Below are 25,232 nucleotides of genomic sequence, written 5' to 3'. Positions count from 1 at the left end.
GGAACAACGATGGCAACACACAAGACACCGGCGGTAGCTGCTTATCAGGTTGTGAAGCGCTTCCACGGCCAGGAAATTCTCAAAGGGGTGGATATCGACGTTCAGCAAGGGGAGGTCGTCTGTCTGATTGGTCCTTCCGGGTCTGGCAAGTCGACCTTCCTGCGCTGTATTAATCATCTGGAAAAAATTGATAGTGGCGCGCTTTATGTTGATGGGGAGTTGATGGGCTACCGGCAGGTGGGAGACAAGCTGTTTGAACTTAAAGAGTCGGAGATTGCTCATAAACGCGCCGGTATCGGTATGGTATTTCAACGGTTTAATTTGTTTGGCCATATGACCGCGCTGGAAAATGTCATTGAAGCACCGATACGGGTACGCAAAGTGTCGCGCAACCAGGCGTTGGAGCAAGGTAAGATGCTACTGGATCGGGTGGGGTTGTCTCACCGCCTGAACGCCTATCCCTCACAACTGTCCGGTGGACAGCAGCAGCGGGTCGCCATTGCCCGCGCACTGGCGATGAAACCCACCTTGATGTTGTTTGACGAGCCCACCAGTGCGCTGGATCCGGAGTTGGTAGGCGAAGTGCTTGATGTTATGCGCGACTTAGCCGATGAAGGCATGACCATGGTGGTGGTGACCCACGAAATGGGGTTTGCCCGCGAAGTGGGCGACAGCGTCGCGTTCATGGATAATGGGGCGATTATCGAAAAAAGCTCACCGGCGGAGATGTTTTATCAGCCACAGCATCCTCGCACCCGTGCTTTTTTAGCCAAACATCTCTCCCAATAAAAAGATTTAACTAACTTATTGTTTTTGTTATTTAAAGTTTTAATTAAAAAATTAAATATTGGTTTGTTTTTTTATTGACAGTACAGAAAAGCGAGCGCATATTATTAATTAACTGATTAATTAATAATATTGAGGCTAGTATCGTATCCTCCTAACTCCCAGTCTGAGAGCGTGAATGAGAGATAAGATGACAGACAATCGGCAATACCCGGCTTTACGTCAGAACCGGCGATCCTGCAGCGACGGCCATGATAATGCTTTCCCCCATGATGCGATGACTGTGGTACCCACGCGTTATCCTGGGCGCTGGATTTCGGTGGTGGTATGCGCATTATTATTGATTATGCTGCTTCATTCGATGGTCATGAATGAAAATTTTGCCTGGCCGACCGTGGGGCATTATTTATTTTCACCTACTATTTTGGCCGGACTTTGGGTAACCCTATGGCTGACGCTGGTGATTATGTTATTGGCGATAGTGCTGAGTGTGGCGATTGCGACGTTACGCTTATCCACCAATCCGTTGTTATCAGGCTTTAGCTCGGGTTACATCTGGTTTTTTCGCGGCACTCCGGTACTGGTGCAATTGATTTTCTGGTATAACCTGGCGGCATTATATCCAGAGGTTTTTATCGGAATACCCCATGTGTTTACGCTGTACCAGGGCAGTACCAATGATTTGATTACGCCCTATACTGCGGCTATTTTGGGGTTGGGTCTGAATGAAGCTGCTTATATGGCGGAAATTATTCGCGCCGGCATGGCGTCGGTGGACCATGGGCAGCAAGAAGCGGCCCGTGCTCTGGGAATGAATAAAGGTCAGTGGTTACGACGGATTATTTTGCCGCAGGCTATTCCCTTTATTATTCCACCCACCGGTAATCAGGTTATCGGAATGTTGAAAACTACCTCCTTGGTGAGTGTTATTTCATTGTCTGATTTGCTGTATTCCGTGCAATCCATTTATTCGCGGACCTTTGAAAATATACCTTTGTTGATAGTTGCGTGTATTTGGTACCTGGTTGCCACTACGATATTGAGTTGGTTGCAGGCGCGAATAGAGAACTATTTTCGTAAAGGAAAAAATACGACAGCGTAACGGTAGCGTTAAATATGTCTCTATCCACTAGGGGATGGCTATGAAATTAGGGCTGTTTAATTTAATGTCTTTTCAGGATAATCCCCGCGGCATACAAGGGGTGATTAACGATACTCGTGAAATGGTGAGTCTGGCAGAAGAACTGGGGTTTGAAACCGCCTGGTTTGCCGAGCATCATTTTACTAACTACTCTATCAGCGTTTCACCATTATTAATGGCGGCACATATGGCGGGATACAGCCGGCGCATCAAGTTGGGTACGGCGGTTATTGTCCTGCCGCTATACCAGCCCATGCGCTTGGCACAAGAAATCGCCTTGGTAGACCGGCTAACCGAGGGACGGTTGGTGCTGGGGATCGGCAGTGGTTACCAAGCCTATGAGTTTGACCGTTATCAGCTTGATGTTGAACAGCGTAATAAAGTATTGGTGGAACATTGGCAATTCATTGAAGCGGCACTCACCCAAGGCAAAGCGTCCTCATTGTCCTGGCATAACGAGCGGGTGGATACCGATTTTCTCCTCACGCCGCTGCAACTTCCGCTGCCGCCGCTCTACGTTACCACCACCAATCCCGCTTTGTTGCAGCGCTTCGCCCGCTGGCAGGCAACACCCTTTATTACCGCAGGCTGGCGGGGTACGCCGCGTTTAATCGAGATGGCGCAAGATGCCAGGCGGCAATGGCGAGAGGCGGGTATGGATGCGGCAACGCCTTTGGCGGTACAGCAATATATCCATGTGACCGATAGCAAAAAAGCGGCACTGGATGCGGCGGAACGCGCGCTGTTTGTCGCCAGGATGATTAGCGCGCTCCATGGCAAAACGGTGAACACTGCCGGGGCGTTTATTCAGGCGCCAAAATTTCCCGATGAGCCGGACGCTTCGGTAATACGGGATAATTTAATTATTGGTGACGCGCAATATGTTGCTGAGCGGATAATTAACGAGGTCGCTGAAATTAATCCCTCTCATTACAATTGTTTTTTCCAATTTGGAGATATGCCGATTAAAGCTGCCAGGCAATCATTGGAAAAATTCGGCCGAGAGGTGATTCCGCTATTGGAAAAAGCTATCGGAAAAGTCACTGTAGATATTCATTAATCTGTATTTGGCTATCATAAAAATCATTATAAAAAATGGTTTTTGGCTGCCCGGAAGTGGTGATTAAGAGAAATCCTGAGCTTATGAAAATAAGTGATTAGGGTGCGCGAATCACGCCAATGCACGGGTGATGTAAAAATGGCGGGTACCTATCTGTTAAATGAGGAGAACATCATGCCTGACTATTCACGGCGGATTGACTGTACAGTCGATGACAGCGTGACGATTGTGGATGACATTAAACAGCAACGTTCAGATGATGCCAGTCGGTCCATGACGTTGCCGCCGGCGGCCTATAATAGCGATGCGTTTTTCTCCCATGAAATGGAAAAAATATTCCATGGGGACTGGATAGTTGTTGGTCATATATCCCAAATTCCCAACGTGGGCGATTATTTTACCCTGGATATTGCGAATGAACCCTTGGTGATCACCCGCGATAACGATGGCGTTAATGTGATGTCGGCAGTTTGCCTGCATCGTTGGGCACCCATTGTTTCGGGTAGCGGTAATGCCAAAGCCTTTGTTTGCCCGTTTCATAACTGGACCTATGACCTGGCGGGGCATCTGGTCGGTGCGCCCTATATGAACCAGGCGGCGGATTTTGACCGTAAGCAGTGTCGGTTGAGACAAATCAATAGCGAAATTTTCCATGGACTGATTTTCATCACCTTTGCCAAAGGCCTTGAGCCGCTGGCGCAGCGGTTAAAACCGCTTAATGCGTTGTTTGAAAAGTACAGCGTCGCAGAATTGGATATGGCCTATACGCTCGATTATGACTGCCCATTTAACTGGAAAATGGCGGTGGAGACCTTTATGGAGTGTTATCACCACTCGGCGGTCCATCGTACTACTCTGGAAGATAGCTTTCCGGGACGCTTGAGTTTTATTGGCGAGGCGGGTCCCGGCTGGACCTTCTGCCATCAACCACTGCGTAAAAACGGCGATCTGTCCGAAGTGCTGACTGAAGGATTGCTCCCGCTGCCCGGTTTCGATGAAACGGATATGCGGCAGATCGATCTGATGCTGATCTATCCCAGTTGCCTGATTGGTCTTAATCCTGACCGACTGAGTATTAGTACCTTACTACCGATCAATAAGCATATGACGATTTGGCACCGTCTGGTGCTGGTATCCAAGGCAACCAGCGCCCAGGAGGGGTTCGCCGCTACCGCTGCCAAGATGAAAGCGGACAGTCTGTCGATTATCGATGAGGATCTGGCGATTAACGCGGCGCAGCAGCGGGGAAGTCTCTCCACGCTGGCGCGGCCGGGCCGGCTGAGCCATCTGGAAACCACCGTCTGGCATTTGGCCAATTATATTCGCACCCGCATTTGAGGCGGGCGGTAATGCCCTACCTTAGATAAACCAAGGAATTAGCATGAAAATGGTAAAACTCGGGCGATCCGGGCTAGAGGTTTCCGCGCTCTGTCTCGGCTGCATGACCTATGGCGCGCCACAACGAAGCGGTCACGCTTGGACGCTGGATGAACAGCAAAGCCGTCCCTTTATTCAAAAGGCGCTGGAACTGGGGATCAATTTTTTTGATACCGCCAACGCCTATTCCAAAGGACATAGTGAGGAGATAGTAGGCCGCGCGCTGCGGGATTTTGCCCGTCGCGAAGACGTGGTGATCACCAGCAAGGTGTTTAATCCGATGCGCCAAGGTGCTAATAGCCAAGGTCTGTCGCGTAAAGCCATCATGACGGAAATCGATGCGAGCTTAAAACGGCTGAATACCGATTATATCGACCTGTATCAGATCCATCGCTGGGATTACCACACTCCATTGGAGGAGACGCTGGAAGCGCTGCATGACCTGGTAAAAATGGGCAAGGTGCGTTATTTAGGCGCGTCCTCCATGTACGCCTGGCAGTTTTGCAAAGCACTGCATGTGGCGCGAGAACATGGCTGGACGCCGTTTATCGCCATGCAAAACCACCTTAACCTGCTCTACCGGGAGGAGGAACGGGAAATGATGGGGCTATGCCAGGATGAGGGCATTGGGGTGACGCCATGGAGCCCGTTGGCGCGCGGTCGCCTGACCCGACCCTGGCAACAGGTGTCGGCCACCGCGCGTGGCGCCACCGACGCTTACTCACGTTTTCTCTATAGTGCCACTGAGCAGGCGGATCGGGAGGTTATCCAGGCAGTGACCGACGTCGCCACCGCACGCGGCGTTGGTCAGGCGCAGATTGCATTGGCATGGTTGTTGGGCAAGCCTGCGGTGGCAGCGCCGATTGTTGGCGCCACCTCGTTCCAACAACTTGAGGATGCCGTTAGCGCCACCGAGCTTACTCTGACGTCGGAAGAAATTGTGGCGCTCGAAGCGCCCTACATTCCTCACGCCGTCGTCGAACATACTTAATGTTCTACACCGAGTCGTTTTGGTCGTGCGGGCAGGCGGCAGGCAACAACATCAGAAGCCTGCCGAGAGGGGCGCAGGAGCGCGACCCGTCTTTGCCCGGCAAACCGGATGATAACCGGCGTAGGTAATATTCATTTATAGAGCAGAGTAAAATATGAAAAAAAGCCAGCAACAAATAGCGGAAATTGCCGAACAATTAAAGCAAAAAGGGGTGGAGTATTGCATGGGCGCGTACGTGGATATCCATGGCGTTCCCAAGGGCAAGGTGGTACCGATCGGCCATTTTAATCAAATGGCCGCCGGTTCCGAACGCTATACCGGTTATGCCCTGGATGGGCTAGGCCAATTGCCAAATGAAGATGAGCTGACCTCGATTCCGGATCTTGACCATATTATCCAACTGCCCTGGGAACCCAAAATCGCCTGGATGCCGGCCGATAATGCATTTAAGGGCGAACCCTATGCACTTAATACCCGAGTTGCCTTGAAAAATGTCCTGTCACAGGCCAAGGATATGGGGTTTGGTTTTAATTTGGGAATCGAGTGTGAAATCTATTTATTGAAACGAGGCGAGGATGGCGGCTTATCGGTTCCGGAAAAGGACAATAAGCTGATTAAACCCTGTTACGACCTGCGTGGATTCGTCGATCAGTTTGCGTGGCTGGATAAAGTCTCAAGCACCATTAATCACCTGGGCTGGGATCTGTATTCTCTGGATCATGAAGACGGTAATTCCCAATATGAATTTGATTTTAATTATGCCGATGCATTAACCAGTTGCGATAGGTTTATTTTTTTCCGCTTTATGGCCAAGCACTATGCGAAGGAGATGGGCCTGGTGGCCACCATGATGCCCAAACCCTTTGCCAATAAAACCGGCACCGGGGCGCATTTTAATATGTCGTTATACGATATCCATAACGGCGATAATATTTTTACCAGCCAAAACGACCCGCGCGGACTGGGCCTATCTGATACCGGCTACTATTTTATCGGTGGTCTGTTAAAGCATGGCCGTGCGTTATGTGCCGCTTTTGCGCCGACGGTCAACAGTTACAAAAGGCTGGTGCGTCAGGGCGCAATGAACTATTTCTCCTGGGCCCCGGTGTTTAATTCCTACGGTTCCAACAACCGTACCAACTCAGTACGGGTACCTGCTGGTGGTGGCCGTTGCGAATCGCGCAACGCGGATGGCGCGGTTAACCCTTATCTGGCCGCCACCCTGGCGCTGGCGGCAGGTCTGGAAGGTATCCGCGAAAAAATCGACCCACGTGAGCCCAATGAGGACAACCTTTATGCTATCGGCGAACAAGAACGCCGGGCGCGGGGCATCGACTTCCTGCCGCAAAACCTGCATGAAGCGGTGGAGGCCTTTGCTGCCGATCCCTTTATTGAGGCAACGCTGGGTACCGCGTTAAGGGACGAATTTATCAAATATAAAACCCAGGAGTGGAATAACTATCATCTCCACGTAAGCCAATGGGAAATCGATCAGTACAGTACCTTATTCTGAGGCGGGTTTATGGACACGGCACAGCGTTTTTTTTCGGTCAGGGTAGTAGAGAAAATTTTCCGCCATGGGGTGATTATTTTTACCCTTGCCCAGCGCGATGGTGCTCCGCTACCGTTATTCACTGCCGGAGCGCATCTATCGCTGCGTTTGCCCGATGGCTTAATCCGCCAGTATTCTTTGTGTGGTGACGCTGGTCAGCCTGAGCGTTACCGGCTGGCAATTTTGGTGGCTCCGGATGCCCAAGGTGCGGGGGTCTACCTGCGCGACAGTTTGACCGTGGGCACAAGCGTTCAGATTAGCGCGCCGCGCAATGACTTTCCGTTGGCGGATCGACCCAGTCCGTCGCTGTTGCTGGCCGGCGGTATCGGTATCACGCCGTTACTGTCAATGGCGCAAACGCTCAGGACGCAACGGCGGCAGTTTCAACTGCACTATTTTGGTCGGCACGACACCCTAGCCGCATTTGTTGACCAGCCTGAGTATGCCGCGGTGCAGGATTATCTGGTGGTTCATTCACGCGACCAGGACATTGCAACCCAGTTGCCACCGCTGGTGACGGATTGGCAACAACGGTATGGCCGGTTTGGGCTGTACTACTGTGGTTCTTTACCCTTTATGCAAAGCGTTCGTGAATATTGTGATGCCCAGGGATTTCCCCAGGCTGATGGTCATTATGAATCTTTTACCCCCGCGCCGGTACGGGGAGAGCCGACATTTGATATCGAGATTTTCAGCACTGGGGAAATTATTCCGGTTACCGCCGACCTGACCATTGCCGGGGCATTACACCAGGCAGGGATTGAGGTGGAAATCTCCTGTGGTTTAGGTATTTGTGGTACCTGCCTGGCCGAGGTGAAGGATGGCATCCCTGATCATCGGGATGACTATTTGAGTGTGGAGCAAAAGCAGGCTAATAACCAAATCCTGCTCTGTTGCTCACGGGCGAAAACGCCACGTTTAGTGATCGATCTTTAACGTTTATGAGGAGTAGCACCATGTCCGTCGCACCGTTTCATTTGGCACTGCCTGTTTACGATATCCCTGCCGCCCGCCATTTTTATGGTGAGATATTTGGTTGTGAAGAAGGTCGAAGTAGTGAGCAATGGGTCGATTTTAATTTTTTTGGCCATCAACTGGTCATTCACGAACACCCGAGAACGGCCAGCCAGCAACACACCCATTCTAATCCGGTGGATGGACATGATGTTCCGGTACCGCATTTTGGTGTGGTGCTCGATTGGGATGACTGGCAAGCGCTGGCCGCGCGTTTGACCGCACACGGCACGACGTTTGTGATTGAACCTTATATTCGCTTCAAGGGACAAGTTGGTGAGCAGGCCACTATGTTTTTGCTCGACCCGTGCCAAAACGCATTGGAATTTAAAGCGTTTAAAGATATTGGACAGTTATTTGCTCATTAGGCGTAACCCGCCATTGGCTATCAGGTCGTGCTGTTTCGTTCTTTAACATCGCCGATGTGACTCCGCGCCGCCGCTTGTCGTCGACGGTGCTGCACCCTTAAGGGTGCTTGATGTCCAGATGCTCGAAGACAAATTCGCGCATGCAGTTTATCGCGTGTTTGTACCTGAATTTGGGGAACATCACGGTGCGGAATAATACCCCATCGAGGAAGGTAGAGATAAACATCGCCATATCAACCGGATTGACCTCGCGAAATACACCGGCGGTAATGCCGTCGGTGATGGTGTTTTTCAGAACTACCGACTCTTTTTCATAAAACTTTTTGATGGCTTTATCGATGGCTGGGGTGCGGCCATTGGTGCTGGCGTAGTCCAGACTGATCTTGGCGAGTTTTTGCAAGAGGTAAAATTGTAAAATATGAATTTGGATCCACAAAAACAGCACATCCTTTGGATGGGATGAGTTCATTTTAATGGAATCGAATTGCTCGAAGGCTTTTTCCACCGTGGATTCGATGACCTTAAGAAATAAATTTTCTTTGGAACCAAAGTAATAATAAATCAGAGCTGAATTAAGTCCGGTGGCTTCGGCGATATCCTTGATTCTCACCGATGAGTAATTTTGCCCGGCAAACAGCTCCAGGGCGGTATCCTGCAAGGTATTTGCCACGTCGCTTTGCAGCTTTTTATCGTTTTTAACTGTGTCTTTTACTTTGACTTCATTGGGTTTCATAAATGGCGTCCGCACCGAGGGTATCGGTTAATAACGTTAATTCTGCATCAGGGAGGTCTACGCGCTAATCAGTAAATACTAACACAGGCGAGAAATCATCAACAAGTTAACTAGCTGATTAATTAATATCTTTTCTACCGGCCCATGCGCTTAAGGGGGGAGTGTTGTCAGATTATCTTTTGTATCAACTTGGCGCATTTGGATTAGCGTCAGGGGAGACGTTGCTTGACGCCACGTTAGCTTATGAAACTCACGGTGAGCTTAATTCCAGGCGAGATAACGCCGTGCTGCTGCTGACCTGGTATACCGGAACCCATCGCACTTACCGCCAGATAATTGGCGCGGGTCGCGCGTTGGATCCTGCCCACCATTTTATCATTGTGGTGAATATGTTCGGCAATGGCCTGTCTAGCTCGCCCAGTAATTCCCAACATCAGCCCGGACCGCGCTTTCCCCTCGTGTCGGTGGGGGACAATGTCAGGGCGCAGCATCAATTGGTTACTGCCCATCTTGGCATCGACCGACTTGCGCTGGTCTGTGGCTGGTCGATGGGCGCTATGCAGGCTTGGCATTGGGCGGCGGCCTATGCGCCAATGGTTGGGGCACTGTTGCCGATTTGTGGCAGTGCGCGCTGCTGGCCGCTAAACACTGTTTTTCTGGCAGGGATAAAAGCGGTGCTGCAAGCGGACCCGGCATTTGATCAGGGCTATTACCGCACCCCCCCGCTGTCCGGTCTGGCGGCGTTCGCACGTGTATACGCCGGCTGGGCTTATTGCGCCACGTTCTACCGGGAACAACGTTACCGAACGCTGGGTTTTGACAGCATTGAAGCATTGTTATGCGCATGGGAGCGCGATCACCAAGCTTGGGACGCCAACGATCTGTTGTGCATGCTGAGCACCTGGCAGCAGGCCGACATCGGGCTGGCGCCGCCGTTTGCTGGTGATCTTGACGCGGCGTTAGGCGCTATCACGGCCACTACTATTGTGATGCCCTGCAACACTGATCTTTACTTTACCCAAGACGAAGCTCTTATGGAGTTTCGCTATCTTAAACAGGCGCAATGGCGTCCGATAATCTCGCCTTATGGGCACTGCGCCGGCGCGCCGGGTCGATTCCCTGATGAGACGGCATTTATCGAGCAGGCGATACGGGAATTGTTGTCAGGTGACGACGCGTCCTCGGGGCGCTCAGGTCGGCAGGACGGTGGCGTCAAATAGTCCCCTCGTCGCCGGGGTCCTACCCTAAATGCAGTTCGGCGCGGTTAAAACGATGTCTCGGGGCCGACTGACTCTTTGCGCCGGCCTGGCGCAAAGAGTCAGTCGGCCCGTAGGGATCTATTCTATAATCTCCAATTCAACTATCCGGCCTTGGTCAAACCAGGTTTCCAAACCGGTGACACGTAATTGTAAATCGCCCTCAATGACTTCACCAATATAAGAAATCGGCAACGGTTCTTCGGCGGTATCATCGCCATAAACGACGCAAAATTGCTGGCGTGGACTGTAAAAACACACCGAACCGGTAACCTTGCCGTATTTTTCCCGACGCATTTTGCCTACGTCTTCGGTTTTAAATTTATTTTCCCAAGGGGCGACAATGGGCATCGTAAAAAAGACCATGTCGCCAATCAATTTCCCGTGTTGCAGCACGCTTTTCATGGGTAATTTTGCCCGCAACTCTTTGACCAAATTGGGGACTTTATCTTCCCACACCTCAATCACACAAATAGGTTCGTTCGCCACGTTCATTCTGAGTTTCATTCTGCCACCTGATGGTAATGTTAAAGGATATGGGTAAAGGTCAGCCGGCTTTAACCTGACGGAAGCCATCGCCAAGGCCCCACGGCAGAATAAAATCAACCCACATATGCAATCGATTGGCATAGGACAGCGCGGCATGGGATAACCGACAAAGATCGTGCAGGGTGGTACATTGGCAAGCGGTCTCCACATACAAGTGAATCATGGACGCGGCGTGGGGCAGACTGACAAAATCAAAAAAATCCGCTTTATAACCAATGATCTCTTTAATTATCGATTGCAGTGTCGGTAAATCGGCGTCGGTATCCTCCGCCACCCGTATCAGGCCCCAGAGCATTTCGTCCGCCATTGTCCGGGCTTCCCCCTCGGCGAAAATAATGGTGCTTAAGTATTGGCCACGCGAGCCGGTGCCACGTGGGACAATACCCTTGCCCAAATCGCACACTTCATCTGGCTGCTCAAACCATATTTTTTCGCGTTCCTGTTCAAAGCGCGTTATCACTTCATCAACGGTCATGTTGTTACCCTCTGGGCGGTTGGTTTACGTCTACATTGACTATTAATTAATTAACTAATTAATAAGCAAGTAATATGCCAAGACCGAAGTGATGTAATGTATTGCTTTTTAAGGGGTTAAATTTTCAAGATCTGAAATTTTGGCGGGGATGCTTAGGGTTGGTGCATTTGCTGCACTATTTTCTACACTATTTACGGCACTATTTACGGCACTATTTATGCTGTGACAAGCATTATGACGGGCGCGATGAAATGCGCCCAGTTCAACGCTCAGCACCGGCACGCTGCGAAGGGTGCCGGGCCGCAGCGCTTACGAACGGGCGAAGGCCGCCGCACGTTCGACCAGCGCATATTCCGGCCGTACGCCGGTATACAACACAAATTGCTCCAACGCCTGAATGGCAATGACTTCGGCCCCGGTAATCACGATTTTGTCATGCTTACGGGCCAAACGAATAAGCGGCGTTTCCGCCGGCAATGCCACCACGTCAAACACCGTATCCGCCTGGATGACGGCGTGCTTGCTAAAGGCCAGATCGTCCGCTTGCGCGCCATTCGCCATGCCCACCGGCGTGACGTTAATCAGCAGCTTGGCGTCCAGCCCGGTTTCATCTGCGCACCATTGATAACCATAGAGATCGGCCAAACGCTGGCCAGTCTGCTGATTGCGGGCAATAATCACGCCATGACGAAATCCAGCGTCAAACAACGCACCCGCCACTGCTTTGGCCATGCCGCCGCTGCCGCGAAGGGCAAAAGGGGTTTGGGCATCGATTTTATACTGGGCCAGTAAACGTTCAATGGCGATATAATCAGTATTATAGGCTTTAAGGTATCCGTCGGTATTGACGATGGTATTAACGGATTCTATGGCGCGCGCCGACCCGTCCAACTCATCCAGATAAGGAATGCAGGCCTCTTTAAATGGCATCGAAACCGCACAGCCGCGAATGCCCAGAGCCCTGACACCACCGATAGCGGCGGCCAGATCCTGGGTAGTAAATGCCTTATAGATATAATTGAGATTCAAGTGTTCATACAGGTAATTATGAAAGCGGGTACCGAAATTGCCGGGACGAGCGGCCAGTGACATACAGAGTAAGGTATCTTTATTGATATTCATGCTTGTTATCCTTGTAGTTTGGCCATGACACATTAGCCCGATCAAAATCAGGTGCAGTCACCTTACTTTCATAGAGAATAACACACTCGTTTGTGGCTATCAGCCTGTGACCCCTTCTTCAGCCCGACGCTTAATGTGTTACCGAATACCTGCGTGAGGCTCTGGCATAACCGCAAAGCGCTACTAAACTGGTACTACACTTCATCAATGAACTGAGTGAAGTGAACTGTGCAGGAGACGAATTTAATGGTCAAGAGATCGTCTAAGAAAAACGAATTTATCATGCCGACTCCGACCACCACTATGGTAAGTAAAGTGGATAATCAGGTCGTTGTCACCGTCGATAAACAGGGCGCACGGATCACCCACCCTAATACCGACAGTGAAATTGTCCAGCAACTGGATGCTAATCGCAAGACCCGGGTTAGGGAAGGGATGCCGGTACCGTTAGGCGCGACCTGGGACGGGCTGGGGGTTAACTTTGCCATTTTCTCCGCACACGCCACTCGAGTTGAGCTGTGCCTATTTAATGATGAAGGGCAGGAATATGACCGCATTGAATTGCCGGAGTATACCGATGAGGTTTGGCATGGTTATCTGCCGGATGCCAGACCTGGTCTGCTTTATGGCTATCGGGTTCATGGCCCCTTTTCACCAGGGCAGGGTCATCGTTTTAATCCGGCCAAGTTGCTGCTCGACCCCTATGCCAAGCAGATCTGGGGCGAACTGACGTGGGACGATGCGCTTTTTGCCTATGACATCGGGGCGCAAGATAAGGATCTTAGCGTTGACGAGCGCGATAGTGCACCGTTCATGCCCAAATGCCGGGTCATCGATCCGGCCTTCTCCTGGCCAGTTAACGGCAAACCGGGTATTCCCTGGGAAAAAGCCCTGATTTATGAGACCCATGTTCGTGGTTATACTATGCGTCATCCGGCGGTACCAGAGCACCTGCGTGGTACTTTTTCCGCGCTGAGCATTCCGCAAATTGTCGATTACATAAAATCTCTCGGCATAACGGCGATAGAGTTAATGCCGATCCATGCTTTTGCTGACGATCGTCATCTGCAGGAAAATGGGCTGCATAATTTCTGGGGCTATAATACGCTGTGTTTTTTCGCGCCTCATCCCCAGTATATGGCCACCTCAACCGTTTACGAATTTAAGCAGATGATTGCCACGCTTCATGCCGCTGGCATCGAAGTGATTTTGGATGTGGTATACAACCACACTGCCGAAGGCAATGAGCTAGGGCCGACCCTATCGCTTAAGGGGATTGATAACGCCAGCTACTATCGCTTATTTCCCGAGAAAAAACGTTATTATATTAACGATACCGGCACCGGCAACACCCTCAATCTTAGCCACCCACGGGTGTTGCAAATGGTCACCGATTCTCTACGTTATTGGGCGACGGAGATGCAGGTGGATGGTTTTCGTTTCGATTTGGCGACTATCCTCGGCAGGGAAAGCTACGGTTTTGACGAAGGTTGCGGTTTTCTGGATACCTGCCGACAAGACCCGGTATTGAGTCAATGCAAACTGATCGCCGAGCCTTGGGATTGTGGACCCGGTGGTTACCAGGTAGGCGGGTTTCCGCCGGGATGGTCGGAATGGAATGACCGTTACCGGGATTCGGTGCGTAAGTTTTGGCGCGGTGATGAAGGACAACTGGCGGAATTCACCACCCGCCTGGCCGGTTCCGCCGATATTTTCAACCACCGGGGTCGTAAGCCCCATGCATCGATCAATTTTATCACCGCCCATGATGGGTTTACCCTTAACGATTTGGTCTCTTACGAGCAAAAGCATAATCAAGACAATGGTGAGGATAATCGTGATGGTCACAGCGATAATATCTCGGCTAATTACGGTGCCGAAGGGCTGACTGAGGACGCGGCGATTAACGAGCTGCGCCTGCGCCAGATGCGCAATATGTTGGCGACGCTGATGTTCTCTCAGGGTACTCCGATGTTGTTGGCTGGCGATGAGTTCGCCCGTAGCCAGCAGGGTAATAATAATGGTTATTGTCAAGACAACGCCATCAGCTGGGTAAACTGGGATATCGGTAATAAGGGGCAGGCGCTGATATTGTTTACCTATCGGCTGATCGCCTTGCGTAATCGATTCCCTATTTTACATCGTGGCCGTTTTCTCAGCGGTAAGCGACACGAAAAACTCAATATCAAGGATGTGACCTGGGTGCAACCCAATGGCGAAGAGATGTCTGAGGACGCCTGGGATGACGCCAACCAAAAAAGTATCGGCATGCTGCTTGATGGGCGCGCTCAGCCCACAGGCCTATTGCGGGTGGGGTCGCAGAGCACCGTATTGCTGTTGTTTAGCGCCTCCCATGAAGATGTGATATTTACCCTACCTGACGTGGCCCATGGTTATGGCTGGCGGCATATTTTTGATACCTATCAGCCCGATGATATCAATGAGCACAGCTTTGGTTTCGGTCAAACCTATACCTGCCCCTCGCGCACCGTGGTATTGTTTGAGCTAGTGAACACCAAAAACTCCATGACTGGCGCCTGATCGCAAGAAGGTTTTGGTGGTAGAGGTAACCCTTAGCGCCGGCATCAACGTAGCGTGGTCGGCGCTGATTTTTCGCCAGATAAACGCTCGGCATTGGCCAGATATTCATCCTGGAAAATACACATCCGGATGGTGTTGCGGTACTGGCCGTTGACAAAATATTCCTTTAGCAGCACGCCTTCCACCTTAAAACCCAGCTTGCTGTAGATATGAATGGCCTTGTCGTTTTCCTGATCAACAATCAGATACAGCTTATGCAGGTTGAGCACCATAAAACCATAGTTCATGGCCAACTGGGCGGCGATGCTGGCATAGCCGTGTCCCTGGTGGGCCGGATCAACCAGAATCTGGAATTCGGCACGGCGGTGAATATGATTAATTTCCACAAGCTCAACCAAACCGATGCTCTCACCCTCTTTATCGATGATAAACCGCCGCTCGCTTTGGTCATGAATATGTTTTTCGTACAAATCGTTAAGTTCGACAAATGCTTCATAGGGTTCTTCAAACCAATAACGCATGACACTTTCGTTATTATCGAGTTGATGAACAAAATGAAGATCTTCGCGTTCTAAAGGATGAAGTTTTATATTATAGCTATGGGATATTTTACTTTCGACGATCATAATTAGTACCCGCAATTTTTAGTGGTTCAACTTATGGTGAAATAACGGATTAATGCCCGGTGGATGAAGAGAGTACGTTTATTATCAGTACGCCGGTGATAATCAGTAATATACCTATTATGGCATAGCTGTCGAGCTGTTGACCAAAAAAAACATAACCAGAAACAGCAACAAAAACAATGCCTAATCCGGCCCATATCGCGTAAGCGATCCCCACTGGCATGGATTTAAGCACCAAAGACAACAGGGTGAATGAAATAGCATAACCCACTACCACGGCGATGGATGGGTAAAGTTTGGTAAAACCAGCTGACGCTTTTAAACAAGATGTTGCAATAACCTCGGAAATAATGGCAATAAGCAAATACACATAAGTTATCATAAACAGTATTCTATAATGAGCAACAGCCTATAATAATAACACGGCTGAGATAATTAAGAAAATCAGCGTTTTTATTGCCCCTATAACACCTTCTTTATCCGATGTCCTGCGAACTTTTTTTCCCCCGCACGGGAGTGCATTTTAGGGGTACCGCGTCAGGTATTACCATCCTGCGTAACCGGTCGGCCTTATCGGTGACAATAAACAGCCTGACTTTATCGCCAAAGGCTGGTTTTCCTTATGTCGAACGGTAGCGGCTGTGCTGTCCTCAGGTCAATGCAGCGATAAACTGCCTCTTTTCGATACAGATTGCCGCTGATACGCTGAAAAATACTTGTGTCAATGTTAAAAAATGCGATGTGTATCACATAACGTAAAAAATATTGTTATTTTACTCATTAATATTTGTTTGGTGCCGATAGACCGTTAACCCTAATTAAGGATATTTACGGTTATGAAGAAGTTAATGCAATTGCCCTTTATGGTTCAGTTGTTTGGTGGTTTTGCCATTATTATTGCGTTGATGCTTGGCTTGGGCGGCGTATCGCTTTATCAACTCAGCACCACTAATACCCATATTGAAACATATCGTAATAACTGGCTGCCAGGGGTACGTTATACCTTGGAGATGCGTGGTGTATTATCAGAATTAAGATTGCAACAAATACAATATATCTCATCAACCACCGAGCAAGCGAAGGAAGGGCATCGAATAGAGTTAATGCAGGCAGTGGCGACTTTCCGCGATGCGCAAAATCACTACCTGGCGTTAAATACAGCGTTGTCATCAACGCCGTTATTTGCCCAGATAGTCGCCAATTTTGATCAGTTCAGTCAGGCTAATGATAAAATGGTGACGGCGATGAAGGACAACGACGTGACGGCGGCGACTCAAATCAGCAGCGATACTTCACGTAAATACCGTACCCAGCTTATGCTTGATCTTGCTACCATGGTCGATCGCGAAGTGAGCGGCAGCAATGTGGCGGCGGTTGAGGCCGCGCGGGGATATCAGATCGCCAAGTACAGTCTCTGTGGGCTGGCGTTATTTGCTTTACTGCTATCGGGTTTGCTGGCAACCATTATTTCCCGCAACCTATGGCGTCAACTGGGTGGCGAGCCTGCTTATGCATCAGATATCATGCAAAAAATTGCTGCTGGTAACCTGTCCACCCCTATTCATTTGCATAATAAAGATAATATCAGCCTGCTCGCTGCGCTAAACACCATGAGCCAGCAACTGCGTAACACCATCAGCGGCATCATAAGCGGTAGCGAGTCCATCGCGGTAGCATCGGGACAAATTGCCCAAGGGAATACCGACTTGTCCCAACGCACCGAAGAGCAGGCTGCGGCGTTGATTCAAACGTCGGCTAACATGCAGCAATTGACGCAAACGGTGCACCAGAACGCAGATAACGCGAAACAGGCCAGTGAACTGGCGGTAACCACCTCTCGTACCGCGACCCAAGGCGGCAAGGTGGTGGCCGAAATGCTGACTCAAATGCGGGATATCTCCCAAAGCTCGGAAAAAATAGTTAACATAATCTCGGTGATTGAAGGTATTGCTTTTCAAACCAACCTGCTAGCACTTAATGCAGCGGTGGAAGCGGCCCGTGCTGGCACTCAAGGCAGAGGTTTTGCCGTGGTGGCAAGTGAAGTGCGCACGCTGGCGCAGAAGAGTTCAGACGCGGCCAAGGAGATCAAAACGCTAATTGAAGGCACGGTGGATAAAATTATCGCCGGTTCGGCGGGTGCCGATAACGCCAGTAAGGCAATGACGGAGGTGGTGGGTTCGGTGGATAAAGTGGCCGCTATTATTCATGAAATCGCGACCGCCAGCAATGAGCAAAATCTGGGGATCCAGGAAGTTGGGCAGGCCGTTGCCCAGATGGACCTCGTTACCCAGCAAAATGCCGCATTGGTGGAAGAAGCTGCCGCCGCGGCGCGATCGCTCACCGAGCAGGGGCTGGAATTACGTAAATCGGTCGGTTTCTTTCATATTGCCTGATTGATTTGCCATCCGCTGTGTCAAACTTCCGGCACAGTGGATTTTTTTATGGGTTAATTTGCCGTCGTATCCTACAAAGCCAACCGGTAAACATGGGTTTGACGTTGGATGAACCCCAACTTCTGATACAGTTCATTGGCCGCGACACGCTCTGGACGGGAAGTAAGATCGACATAACGTGCCCCGTGACTACGTGAATAAGTCACAGCAGAACGAACTAATTCAGCGGCGATCCCTCTGCGTCTGAACCGGGAACTGACAACCACGTCTTCAATAATGCACTTCTTACCCGATAGCAATGTGACAAACACGACTGTCAGCATACCCGCTGGAGCGTCATTGTCATACGCGACAAAAACATCTACCGCGTCAGAATGAATCGTTGCCTTAACATCATCAAACTCCAGCACGGGTGCGGTTTCTGATAGTTCAGAAAGTAAATTTGTCAGATCAGCCGCCAATGTTTTTGTTATGGATGAAACGCGTTCAATTCGAATATTCTCCATTTTAGGTCTCTCAGGGTAACTTATTGGACATCTGCTTCCATCATAGTTCATTGTGCAAGCGTTCAGCGCCAATTGAATGATTTTATCTATCGTCAAACCTAAAAAACACCATGCTGAGTAAGTTATGCCGATCACTATACCGGTATCCCGTACTAAACGATGCCAGATGCAGACAATAATGTATAATGCGCGGATTCGAAAAAAATGCAGTATATTAGGCGCGGGTAACTTAGTCTGAGTAAGAAAATAATATTTTTAATAATAATTAAAATACTGTTCTTATTTAACCCTGTGGTGACTTTTCCTATTATCTATAAAAAGTTGGTTTCGATAAAAGGATGTGGTACAAATATCAGCAGTCTATTTTTGGACGCAATAATCCTCTACGGTTTGATGTTTATTTATTCTATATACCTTAAATAATTCGGGTGAGAGAGCGCAGCCAACGCACTCGCAGCTTGAAAGGTGAAGGGAAGATCAGGAGAGTCTATGGAAGAAAGAGACAAAAGCGCAAAATCCTTACTTAATACCTCGGTGGATTCTGTGGAATCATTGATTGCTTTTATGGAAAGAAGCGATGATTTTTGGTTAATTAAAGATATAGAATCACGTTATATTTTTGCGAATAGTGTGTCATATTATTATGGTGATCTGCCGAAGAATTTTGATATAGAAGGGCGACTGGATCAGGAGTGTCCAGCCTACTGGTCAGAACAGGCTCCGTTATTTCAGGAAAACGAGCGGGTGGTCAGAACCACTGGCAAGAAGAAAAATATCCTCAACACCTTTATCTTTGGCGGAAGGGAAAAAAGGGTGCAGGCTTTTTTGGGTGATGTTTTTCCGCTTTATAAAAATGGTGAATGCATTGGCACCGTTTCCTATCTAAAGCGGTTGACATTTTATTCTATGCACCATTATACCCGCGGGGAATACCCTTCCGAACTTACCTTGAATAAGCCGGATTGTTTTTTTACCGACCGGGAGTTTGATGTGTTGTTTTTTGTTCTGCAGGGGATGAAACCCAAAGAAATTGCCCTACGCCTGGCCCTATCGAATCGAACCGTCACCAATAAATTGCAGATGATGTACCAAAAAGCGCAGGTCAATAGCTTAGGTGCTTTGAAGGAGTTTTGTCTGGCGAAAGGGTATGACAGATATGCACCGTCAAAATTCGTCAATCCGCAGCGGTTTATTGTCCTGTAGGTGCCGCCAGGGTAAATCGATAGGTTTTCCCCTGGCGGGGGGTTACTTTGTCGATCCCGGTTTACGCGAAACCCGTTCCCCGGCGTTTTTCGGTAAGCGCAGTAGGTCCATCAGGCCAATGAGCGACATGAGCGTAATAAGCACAAATGCCATGCGATAGCCGATACCCGGTAAATTTTCCATGCCCATCCAGGGTGCCACGGCATTGCCTAGCCGTACGCCGATGGCACCGATGGTAATACCCATACCAATCGAAAGCTGAACCGCAGTACTGAACAAGGTATTGGCATCACTTATGGCGGGCTGTGGAATGTCGGCGAATGCCAACGTACTTATGCCGGTAAACTGCATTGAGCGACACAGCCCACCGAAGAACAACACCGTCAGCGTCAGCCAGTCGGGGGTTGACGGGGTCAGGAACGCGCAGGCCATTAGAGAAAATGCCGCCAGGATACCGTTCACCAGTAACACCTTGCGAAAACCAAAATGGCGGATTAACGGCGTGGTGGCGGGTTTCATGGCCAGGTTGCCGGCAAATACCGCCAGCACCAGCGAACCGGCATGCAACGCATCCATCCCGAAACCGACCTGAAACAACAAGGGCAGCAAAAAAGGCACCGCGCCGATGGACATGCGAAACAACGAACCGCCGAAGATGGTCACGCGAAAGGTTAACACGCGCAGCGAACTCAGTCGGACCATAGGACGCTCGGCGTGCCGCATATGGCGGATGGCAACCCACAGCACCAACAGGCCTAGTACTAAAAACACTGTTGCGACCTGCCAGGTGGCATCGCGCCTGGCGATGAGTTCCAGCCCATACACCAACGAGAGCATGGCACCGCCGCTGGCGATAAAACCAAACAGGTCAAAGGGTGGACGCACATCGCGCGATGGGTTAGGAATCAGTTTCCAGGCGACCACCATGGCTAGGAGACCCAAGGGCAGATTGATAAAAAAGATCCAACGCCAACTGGCATAGTCGGTAATAAAACCCCCCAGCGGCGGGCCGAGAATCGGTGCCACCAGCGCCGGCCAGGTCAGAGTGGCGATAGCGGTAATAAGCTGTGATTTAGGGGTGCTGCGCAATACTGCCAGACGTCCCACCGGTACCATCAGTGCGCCACCGGCCCCTTGGATGATCCGCATCAGCACAAACTGTGGAACATTTTGCGTCAGGCCGCAAAGTACTGAAGATAAGGTGAAAATCGCCAGCGCCAGGGTGAATACCTGACGCGAGCCAAAACGATCGGCAATCCAGCCGCTGGCAGGGATCAATACGGCCAGCGTCAGAAGATAGGCGCTCATGCCGATATTTAAGTCCACTGCCGATACGCCGAAGGTGATACCCATCTGCGGCAGCGCGGTGGCGATCACCGTACCGTCGATATATTCCATGAAAAAAGCACCGGCCACCAATAATGCCATGCCGGATATTCCGTGGGAAGCCGGTGTTTCGCTCTGCCGGTCTTGCTCCCCAGCGTTGGTCGACGAGCATACCGGTGGTGGTTCGTTTATCATTACCTGCCCAAATCCTTACGCGACAATGCCGCCGAATATCAGGTCATATTGGATGCTGGGGAAGCGAATATTTTACGCTGGGCAAAAAAAATTGTCATACAAAAAACGTTACGCTTGGTGTCTACGTGCGCCAGCGGCAAAGGATTTACCGACAATCACAATGACCACCGCCAGGACAATCACACCCAGCGCCAACCATTCCACCGGATTCAAATGTTCCCCGCCGAAACCCATACCCAACAACACCGCCACCACGGGATTAACATAGGCATAGCTGGTGGCCAAGGCTGGCCGGGCATGAGTCAGCAGGTACATATACGCACTGATGGCGATGATTGATCCAAATACGATCAGATAACCTACTGCCAGTAGTCCGGCGCTGTCCGGCAGATGATCCAGTTTTTCGCCATTCAGCCGACTGGCCACCAACAGTACACATCCCGCTACGGTCATTTCAACCGCGCCGGCCATCATGCCTTTCGGCAGATTCAGCCGTGAACTCCAGATAGATCCAAAGGCCCAGCTGATTGACGCCACGACGATTAATAGCGCACCTATTGGGTTGCTGATCAGATTACCACCGGTATTTAATAAAATAATTCCCAGCAGGCCAAGTACGATACCGAACCATTCCAATTTGGTCGCTCTCAGGCCCCAAAAACAACCAAAACACACGGCAAATAGCGGTACCGTGGCGATGATGATCGCCGTGATGCCAGAGGGAACGTGCATATGTTCCGCTACCGTCACCAAACCGTTGCCCACCGCCAGGAGCAAAATGCCGATGATACCGGCATTGATCATCTGTCGTAGCGACGGCCGGTCACTGCCCTTAAGCAGCAGTACAGTGGTCAACAAAACGCCGGCAATAGAATAACGCACGCCGGCCATCATCAACGGCGGCCAACTGCCCACGCCGATGCGGATAACAAAGTAAGTCGATCCCCAGATGATATAAAGTGCAAACAATGAAAAAACCAATTTTAGAGCGTTCGAATCACGTGACAGCATTTCCCAACCTTAACGATCTTTTAGATGAGCCAATAGTAAATTATCGGCACCAAAACCTCGATTATTCTTGCTGTGCTAATGCAGCCAGGTTAAATCGCATTGCTGCAGCAGTTCCTGGTTGGCTAAAATCACCTGCGAGCTTCCCTGCGCCACCAGCCGTCCCTGTCGCATGACCAGACAGTAATCGGCGATCTCGGGCACGATGGCCAAATCATGGGTCGCGGTGATCAGCGTGCGGCCACGGCTTAAGCGTAAAAATTCTACCATGTTTCCTTGGCTTGCGGGATCGAGACCGCTGCACGGTTCATCCAGCAAGAGCACCTCGGGATCGATAATGAGCACCGACGCAAGCGCAACGCGTTTTTTTTCCCCGCCGGACAGGCGGTGCGGGGAACGGTGGCGCAGGTGCTCGATGCCAAATTGTGCCAACAGGGTTTCGATGGCCAGGGTGACGTGCGTTTTGTCCCAGCCAAGCTGTAACGGTCCAAAGGCCAGTTCATCAAAGACTGTGGGATTAAACAATTGCACATCGGCATTCTGGAACACCAACCCGACGCGGCGGCGAAACGCATAGGCCGCTTCATCGTGCTGCAGTGCGGCCTGATCAAGCGGCTGACCGAAGGCGGAAACCGTGCCGGTGTCAGCAAACAGCAGGCCGTCCAACAGGCGCAGCAGCGTAGACTTGCCGGAACCATTGGCGCCTAATAATGCGATGCGTTGTCCAGCCGCGATGCTGAGGCTGACATCCAGCAGCGCAGGAACCGATTGATAAGCGTAACTCACCTGGTGTAATTGGTAGACCGGTAAAGGCTCTGCGGCGGGTAAATCCTGTTTCATTTGTTCTGCTCCATGCTTTCAGGCCAACCGCAGCCACTGGCAGCTAAACGCGGCAAGTGACAGCAGGATAAAACCGGCCAATGCCAGCCAGTCGAGCGTGCGACAGCGCAGATCGTGCATCAGGTGTATGTCGCCGCGATACCCACGGGACAGCATGGCCAGATGAACTTCCTGACTCAGGTATAACGATCGTTCCAGCAATGCCCCGGCGGCGTTAACCGCCAGGCGGCGCCTTTCGCGGGGCGGCAGTGGGCCAATCATCCGGCTATTGCGTGCCTCAAACAGCGCAATAGCGCTGTTGAGCAGAACAAAGATATAACGATGGGTCATGCCGAGAATCATCACCACCATTTTGGGCACTCGCAGGTAACGCAGCGCCTTTAAGACATCGGGCCAAGGGGTGGTGAGTACCATCAGCAACGACAGGGTTGCCGAGCTTTCCGCCCGGCCAATCAGAAACGCCGCTGATCGTAACCCTTGCCAGGTGATCACCAGCGGCAAACCGGGTAATTGCAGTAGGGGGATACCGGGCACCAAGAACAGCGCGGGCAGCGCCACCAGGCCGGTAAACAGCAATACCCCAATCCATACCTGATTGAGCAGGCGACGGGCGGAAATCTTCGACAGGCCGGCCAGCACGACGGCGGTCAGCAGCAGTCCAGCCAACGCCACCAGGGAATGTACCATCACGCCGGTGATGATCAGCAGACCCAGTCCCACCAGTTTGATGCGTGGATCCAGCCACTGCAACAAGCCTCGCCGCTCGGCCAATTGCTGCGCGTCATCGGCATGAGCCAAGACACCCTCCAGTCCTGACAGCAACCGGGTCATAAAATGTTGCCGCCCCGGACCGTGCTGCGACCTGAATGACGGTTCTCGCACCGGTTAGTGCCGCCCGGTAAAACGTCGATAACCTAGTGGAGAAAACAGCCGGGTCAACAGGTAAAACATCAGCAAGATCAGACCGCTACCCATAACTGCCGACAGGATATAACCGACACTGGCATTTTGCATGAACGACGGGGCGTAATCCGGCACCGGTGCCGTCCATAGTGCTTCCAGGCGCTGCATACCGGAAGGTATTCCAGCCGGCGGAGCGACATCGCCGGAAGCGCGGGTGATCTCGGCCCGGGCGGCGGCATCCTGAAAATCTCCCGCCCCCCATTCACCCCAGGCAGTGCCGACGGCCAGCAGGCCCAGGGGACTTAGTAACATGATGAGGGTCATACCTAGCCACAGCGCGCGCACCGGCCGCCAGCCGCCTTGCATTGCTGGCGACGGCAGGGCCGCGCTGGGTGGGGCGGTAAAGCGCAACAGATCGGGATTGGCCTTTTGCAAATAGGCGACGATACCGCCGGAAATCACGGCCTCCGCTATTCCGGCAAAGGTCAGATGGCCGAGCAGCATGGCGGGAACGGCCACCGATAAGGTATAGGGCGCATATAACGGAGTGCCCACCGGATCGGTAAACAACAGGGGCTGGATACCAAATTCTACCGCCGCCAGTAACGCGGAAATATTAATGGCGACGTAGCCGGCAATAGCCGCCGCCACGACCCGGCGTTTGGCCGTAATCTGCGATCCGGCGGCAATCAGGCGGTAGAGTCCATAGGCGACCAGGGGGCCAACGATGGCCATATTCACGCAGTTGGCGCCGATGGCGGTGATACCGCCGTCGCCAAAAAACACCGCCTGGATAAACAACGCCACCGAAATCGCTAGAATCGCCGCCCAGGGGCCCAGCACAATGGCTGCGACCGCCATACCCACCGCATGGCCGGTGGTTCCGCCAGGCAAGGGCAGGTTAAACATCATAATCACAAATGAAAATGCCGACACTACCGCCAGCAGCGGTACCAATCGCGTATGTAGCATATGGTGCACGCGCCGTTGCGCCACCCACCAAAATGGCATAGCGATCAAAAAAGCGACCGCGCAGGTGGAGGGGCTGAGATAACCGTCCGGGATATGCATTGAGTGAACCTTTTGACATGACCAGCCATTGCCGCCCGGGGGTCATGTTAAAGGCCACCGACGGTAATGCAATGAACAATGTTTAGCAGTATGCACGGACGAATCATACTTTTCTATAAAAAATCATACTACATTATTGATCAGGCTCAACGAAACGCCAGGGGGGCTTTTCCGGCGGCCTCCGGTACCTACTCTC

24 protein-coding genes are annotated in these 25,232 nt (G+C 51.1%); 12 read left to right on the top strand and 12 right to left on the bottom strand.

Going from position 1 to position 25,232, the window contains the following annotated elements; all coding sequences use genetic code 11:
• Positions 1-9 precede the first annotated feature (9 nt).
• The 8 genes from SJI19_RS12800 to SJI19_RS12765 all read left to right on the top strand — a co-directional run bounded on the left by SJI19_RS12800 (position 10) and on the right by SJI19_RS12765 (position 8,289).
• A complete protein-coding gene (locus SJI19_RS12800; protein ID WP_323478648.1) occupies positions 10-789 on the top strand; it encodes an amino acid ABC transporter ATP-binding protein in 780 nt (259 codons plus the stop codon).
• A gap of 187 nt (positions 790-976) precedes the next feature.
• Positions 977-1,888 (top strand): amino acid ABC transporter permease, encoded by a 912-nt coding sequence (locus SJI19_RS12795; RefSeq protein WP_323478647.1) that lies wholly within the window; start codon positions 977-979, stop codon positions 1,886-1,888.
• A gap of 40 nt (positions 1,889-1,928) precedes the next feature.
• Positions 1,929-2,987, top strand: coding sequence for an LLM class flavin-dependent oxidoreductase (locus SJI19_RS12790; RefSeq protein WP_323478646.1), 1,059 nt, complete (start codon positions 1,929-1,931; stop codon positions 2,985-2,987).
• A 174-nt stretch (positions 2,988-3,161) separates the two neighbouring features.
• Positions 3,162-4,325 carry an aromatic ring-hydroxylating dioxygenase subunit alpha gene (locus SJI19_RS12785; RefSeq protein WP_323478645.1) on the top strand — a complete coding sequence of 388 codons (1,164 nt, stop codon included), beginning with the start codon at positions 3,162-3,164 and terminating at the stop codon, positions 4,323-4,325.
• A 43-nt stretch (positions 4,326-4,368) separates the two neighbouring features.
• Positions 4,369-5,355, top strand: coding sequence for an aldo/keto reductase (locus SJI19_RS12780; RefSeq protein WP_323478644.1), 987 nt, complete (start codon positions 4,369-4,371; stop codon positions 5,353-5,355).
• A 154-nt stretch (positions 5,356-5,509) separates the two neighbouring features.
• The gene (glnT, locus tag SJI19_RS12775; RefSeq protein WP_323478643.1) at positions 5,510-6,868 is read left to right on the top strand and encodes a type III glutamate--ammonia ligase; all 1,359 of its coding nucleotides are present in this window, start codon (positions 5,510-5,512) and stop codon (positions 6,866-6,868) included.
• A 9-nt stretch (positions 6,869-6,877) separates the two neighbouring features.
• The gene (locus tag SJI19_RS12770) at positions 6,878-7,843 is read left to right on the top strand and encodes a PDR/VanB family oxidoreductase (protein WP_323478642.1); all 966 of its coding nucleotides are present in this window, start codon (positions 6,878-6,880) and stop codon (positions 7,841-7,843) included.
• A gap of 20 nt (positions 7,844-7,863) precedes the next feature.
• Complete coding sequence (locus SJI19_RS12765) at positions 7,864-8,289, top strand: VOC family protein (RefSeq protein WP_323478641.1); 426 nt, start codon at positions 7,864-7,866, stop codon at positions 8,287-8,289.
• A 97-nt stretch (positions 8,290-8,386) separates the two neighbouring features.
• Here SJI19_RS12765 and SJI19_RS12760 read toward each other — a convergent pair whose 3' ends face one another.
• On the bottom strand, positions 8,387-9,022 hold the full coding sequence (locus SJI19_RS12760; RefSeq protein ID WP_323478640.1) for a TetR/AcrR family transcriptional regulator: 636 nt from the start codon (positions 9,020-9,022) through the stop codon (positions 8,387-8,389).
• A gap of 164 nt (positions 9,023-9,186) precedes the next feature.
• On the opposite strand from SJI19_RS12760, the gene SJI19_RS12755 reads away from it, so the two are divergent.
• Complete coding sequence (locus SJI19_RS12755; protein ID WP_323478639.1) at positions 9,187-10,242, top strand: alpha/beta fold hydrolase; 1,056 nt, start codon at positions 9,187-9,189, stop codon at positions 10,240-10,242.
• A 117-nt stretch (positions 10,243-10,359) separates the two neighbouring features.
• Here SJI19_RS12755 and SJI19_RS12750 read toward each other — a convergent pair whose 3' ends face one another.
• The 3 genes from SJI19_RS12750 to SJI19_RS12740 all read right to left on the bottom strand — a co-directional run bounded on the left by SJI19_RS12750 (position 10,360) and on the right by SJI19_RS12740 (position 12,424).
• Entirely contained in the window at positions 10,360-10,785 is a 426-nt protein-coding gene (locus SJI19_RS12750; protein WP_323478638.1) for a hypothetical protein, read from the bottom strand.
• Positions 10,786-10,825: 40 nt separating this feature from the next.
• Complete coding sequence (locus tag SJI19_RS12745; RefSeq protein WP_323478637.1) at positions 10,826-11,302, bottom strand: hypothetical protein; 477 nt, start codon at positions 11,300-11,302, stop codon at positions 10,826-10,828.
• Between the two features lie 309 nt (positions 11,303-11,611).
• Positions 11,612-12,424 carry a shikimate 5-dehydrogenase gene (locus tag SJI19_RS12740; protein WP_323478636.1) on the bottom strand — a complete coding sequence of 271 codons (813 nt, stop codon included), beginning with the start codon at positions 12,422-12,424 and terminating at the stop codon, positions 11,612-11,614.
• 435 nt (positions 12,425-12,859) lie between these two features.
• Between SJI19_RS12740 and glgX the strand changes: the two genes are divergently transcribed.
• The gene (gene glgX, locus SJI19_RS12735) at positions 12,860-14,965 is read left to right on the top strand and encodes a glycogen debranching protein GlgX (protein ID WP_323478675.1); all 2,106 of its coding nucleotides are present in this window, start codon (positions 12,860-12,862) and stop codon (positions 14,963-14,965) included.
• Between the two features lie 44 nt (positions 14,966-15,009).
• Here the strand turns inward: glgX and speG are convergent, their stop codons facing one another.
• Both speG and SJI19_RS12725 read right to left on the bottom strand, forming a co-directional pair.
• Positions 15,010-15,591: a spermidine N1-acetyltransferase gene (gene speG, locus SJI19_RS12730; RefSeq protein ID WP_323478635.1), complete on the bottom strand. Its 582-nt coding sequence runs from the start codon at positions 15,589-15,591 to the stop codon at positions 15,010-15,012.
• Positions 15,592-15,640: 49 nt separating this feature from the next.
• Complete coding sequence (locus SJI19_RS12725) at positions 15,641-15,973, bottom strand: DMT family transporter (RefSeq protein ID WP_416347540.1); 333 nt, start codon at positions 15,971-15,973, stop codon at positions 15,641-15,643.
• Between the two features lie 454 nt (positions 15,974-16,427).
• Here SJI19_RS12725 and SJI19_RS12720 point away from each other — a divergent pair, with 454 nt between their 5' ends.
• Positions 16,428-17,984, top strand: a complete 1,557-nt coding sequence (locus SJI19_RS12720) for a methyl-accepting chemotaxis protein (protein ID WP_323478634.1) — start codon at positions 16,428-16,430, stop codon at positions 17,982-17,984.
• Between the two features lie 71 nt (positions 17,985-18,055).
• Here SJI19_RS12720 and SJI19_RS12715 read toward each other — a convergent pair whose 3' ends face one another.
• Entirely contained in the window at positions 18,056-18,490 is a 435-nt protein-coding gene (locus SJI19_RS12715; protein ID WP_323478633.1) for a GNAT family N-acetyltransferase, read from the bottom strand.
• A gap of 489 nt (positions 18,491-18,979) precedes the next feature.
• Here SJI19_RS12715 and SJI19_RS12710 point away from each other — a divergent pair, with 489 nt between their 5' ends.
• Positions 18,980-19,693: a helix-turn-helix transcriptional regulator gene (locus tag SJI19_RS12710; RefSeq protein ID WP_323478632.1), complete on the top strand. Its 714-nt coding sequence runs from the start codon at positions 18,980-18,982 to the stop codon at positions 19,691-19,693.
• A gap of 42 nt (positions 19,694-19,735) precedes the next feature.
• Here SJI19_RS12710 and SJI19_RS12705 read toward each other — a convergent pair whose 3' ends face one another.
• The 5 genes from SJI19_RS12705 to cbiM all read right to left on the bottom strand — a co-directional run bounded on the left by SJI19_RS12705 (position 19,736) and on the right by cbiM (position 25,036).
• Entirely contained in the window at positions 19,736-21,121 is a 1,386-nt protein-coding gene (locus SJI19_RS12705; RefSeq protein WP_323478673.1) for an MFS transporter, read from the bottom strand.
• 201 nt (positions 21,122-21,322) lie between these two features.
• Positions 21,323-22,225 (bottom strand): drug/metabolite exporter YedA, encoded by a 903-nt coding sequence (gene yedA, locus SJI19_RS12700; protein ID WP_323478631.1) that lies wholly within the window; start codon positions 22,223-22,225, stop codon positions 21,323-21,325.
• A 75-nt stretch (positions 22,226-22,300) separates the two neighbouring features.
• A complete protein-coding gene (locus tag SJI19_RS12695) occupies positions 22,301-23,062 on the bottom strand; it encodes an energy-coupling factor ABC transporter ATP-binding protein (protein WP_323478630.1) in 762 nt (253 codons plus the stop codon).
• Between the two features lie 18 nt (positions 23,063-23,080).
• On the bottom strand, positions 23,081-23,893 hold the full coding sequence (cbiQ, locus tag SJI19_RS12690) for a cobalt ECF transporter T component CbiQ (protein ID WP_323478629.1): 813 nt from the start codon (positions 23,891-23,893) through the stop codon (positions 23,081-23,083).
• Between the two features lie 54 nt (positions 23,894-23,947).
• A complete protein-coding gene (gene cbiM / locus SJI19_RS12685) occupies positions 23,948-25,036 on the bottom strand; it encodes a cobalt transporter CbiM (protein WP_323478628.1) in 1,089 nt (362 codons plus the stop codon).
• Positions 25,037-25,232: the final 196 nt, after the last annotated feature.

Origin of the sequence: Acerihabitans sp. TG2 (genome assembly GCF_035013185.1) — a bacterium.
Lineage (GTDB): Bacteria > Pseudomonadota > Gammaproteobacteria > Enterobacterales > Enterobacteriaceae > Acerihabitans.
This window is presented reverse-complemented; position numbering and strand designations above follow the sequence as displayed.

Bases quoted from the DNA above. Each gene is read 5' to 3' on its own strand.
- SJI19_RS12800 (WP_323478648.1), top strand. From the start codon at position 10: ATGGCAACACACAAGACACCGGCGGTAGCTGCTTATCAGGTTGTGAAG.
- SJI19_RS12795 (WP_323478647.1), top strand. From the start codon at position 977: ATGACAGACAATCGGCAATACCCGGCTTTACGTCAGAACCGGCGATCC.
- SJI19_RS12790 (WP_323478646.1), top strand. From the start codon at position 1,929: ATGAAATTAGGGCTGTTTAATTTAATGTCTTTTCAGGATAATCCCCGC.
- SJI19_RS12785 (WP_323478645.1), top strand. From the start codon at position 3,162: ATGCCTGACTATTCACGGCGGATTGACTGTACAGTCGATGACAGCGTG.
- SJI19_RS12780 (WP_323478644.1), top strand. From the start codon at position 4,369: ATGAAAATGGTAAAACTCGGGCGATCCGGGCTAGAGGTTTCCGCGCTC.
- glnT (WP_323478643.1), top strand. From the start codon at position 5,510: ATGAAAAAAAGCCAGCAACAAATAGCGGAAATTGCCGAACAATTAAAG.
- SJI19_RS12770 (WP_323478642.1), top strand. From the start codon at position 6,878: ATGGACACGGCACAGCGTTTTTTTTCGGTCAGGGTAGTAGAGAAAATT.
- SJI19_RS12765 (WP_323478641.1), top strand. From the start codon at position 7,864: ATGTCCGTCGCACCGTTTCATTTGGCACTGCCTGTTTACGATATCCCT.
- SJI19_RS12760 (WP_323478640.1), bottom strand. From the start codon at position 9,022: ATGAAACCCAATGAAGTCAAAGTAAAAGACACAGTTAAAAACGATAAA.
- SJI19_RS12750 (WP_323478638.1), bottom strand. From the start codon at position 10,785: ATGAAACTCAGAATGAACGTGGCGAACGAACCTATTTGTGTGATTGAG.
- SJI19_RS12745 (WP_323478637.1), bottom strand. From the start codon at position 11,302: ATGACCGTTGATGAAGTGATAACGCGCTTTGAACAGGAACGCGAAAAA.
- SJI19_RS12740 (WP_323478636.1), bottom strand. From the start codon at position 12,424: ATGAATATCAATAAAGATACCTTACTCTGTATGTCACTGGCCGCTCGT.
- glgX (WP_323478675.1), top strand. From the start codon at position 12,860: ATGCCGGTACCGTTAGGCGCGACCTGGGACGGGCTGGGGGTTAACTTT.
- speG (WP_323478635.1), bottom strand. From the start codon at position 15,591: ATGATCGTCGAAAGTAAAATATCCCATAGCTATAATATAAAACTTCAT.
- SJI19_RS12725 (WP_416347540.1), bottom strand. From the start codon at position 15,973: ATGATAACTTATGTGTATTTGCTTATTGCCATTATTTCCGAGGTTATT.
- SJI19_RS12720 (WP_323478634.1), top strand. From the start codon at position 16,428: ATGAAGAAGTTAATGCAATTGCCCTTTATGGTTCAGTTGTTTGGTGGT.
- SJI19_RS12715 (WP_323478633.1), bottom strand. From the start codon at position 18,490: ATGGAGAATATTCGAATTGAACGCGTTTCATCCATAACAAAAACATTG.
- SJI19_RS12710 (WP_323478632.1), top strand. From the start codon at position 18,980: ATGGAAGAAAGAGACAAAAGCGCAAAATCCTTACTTAATACCTCGGTG.
- SJI19_RS12705 (WP_323478673.1), bottom strand. From the start codon at position 21,121: ATGGCATTATTGGTGGCCGGTGCTTTTTTCATGGAATATATCGACGGT.
- yedA (WP_323478631.1), bottom strand. From the start codon at position 22,225: ATGCTGTCACGTGATTCGAACGCTCTAAAATTGGTTTTTTCATTGTTT.
- SJI19_RS12695 (WP_323478630.1), bottom strand. From the start codon at position 23,062: ATGAAACAGGATTTACCCGCCGCAGAGCCTTTACCGGTCTACCAATTA.
- cbiQ (WP_323478629.1), bottom strand. From the start codon at position 23,893: ATGACCCGGTTGCTGTCAGGACTGGAGGGTGTCTTGGCTCATGCCGAT.
- cbiM (WP_323478628.1), bottom strand. From the start codon at position 25,036: ATGCATATCCCGGACGGTTATCTCAGCCCCTCCACCTGCGCGGTCGCT.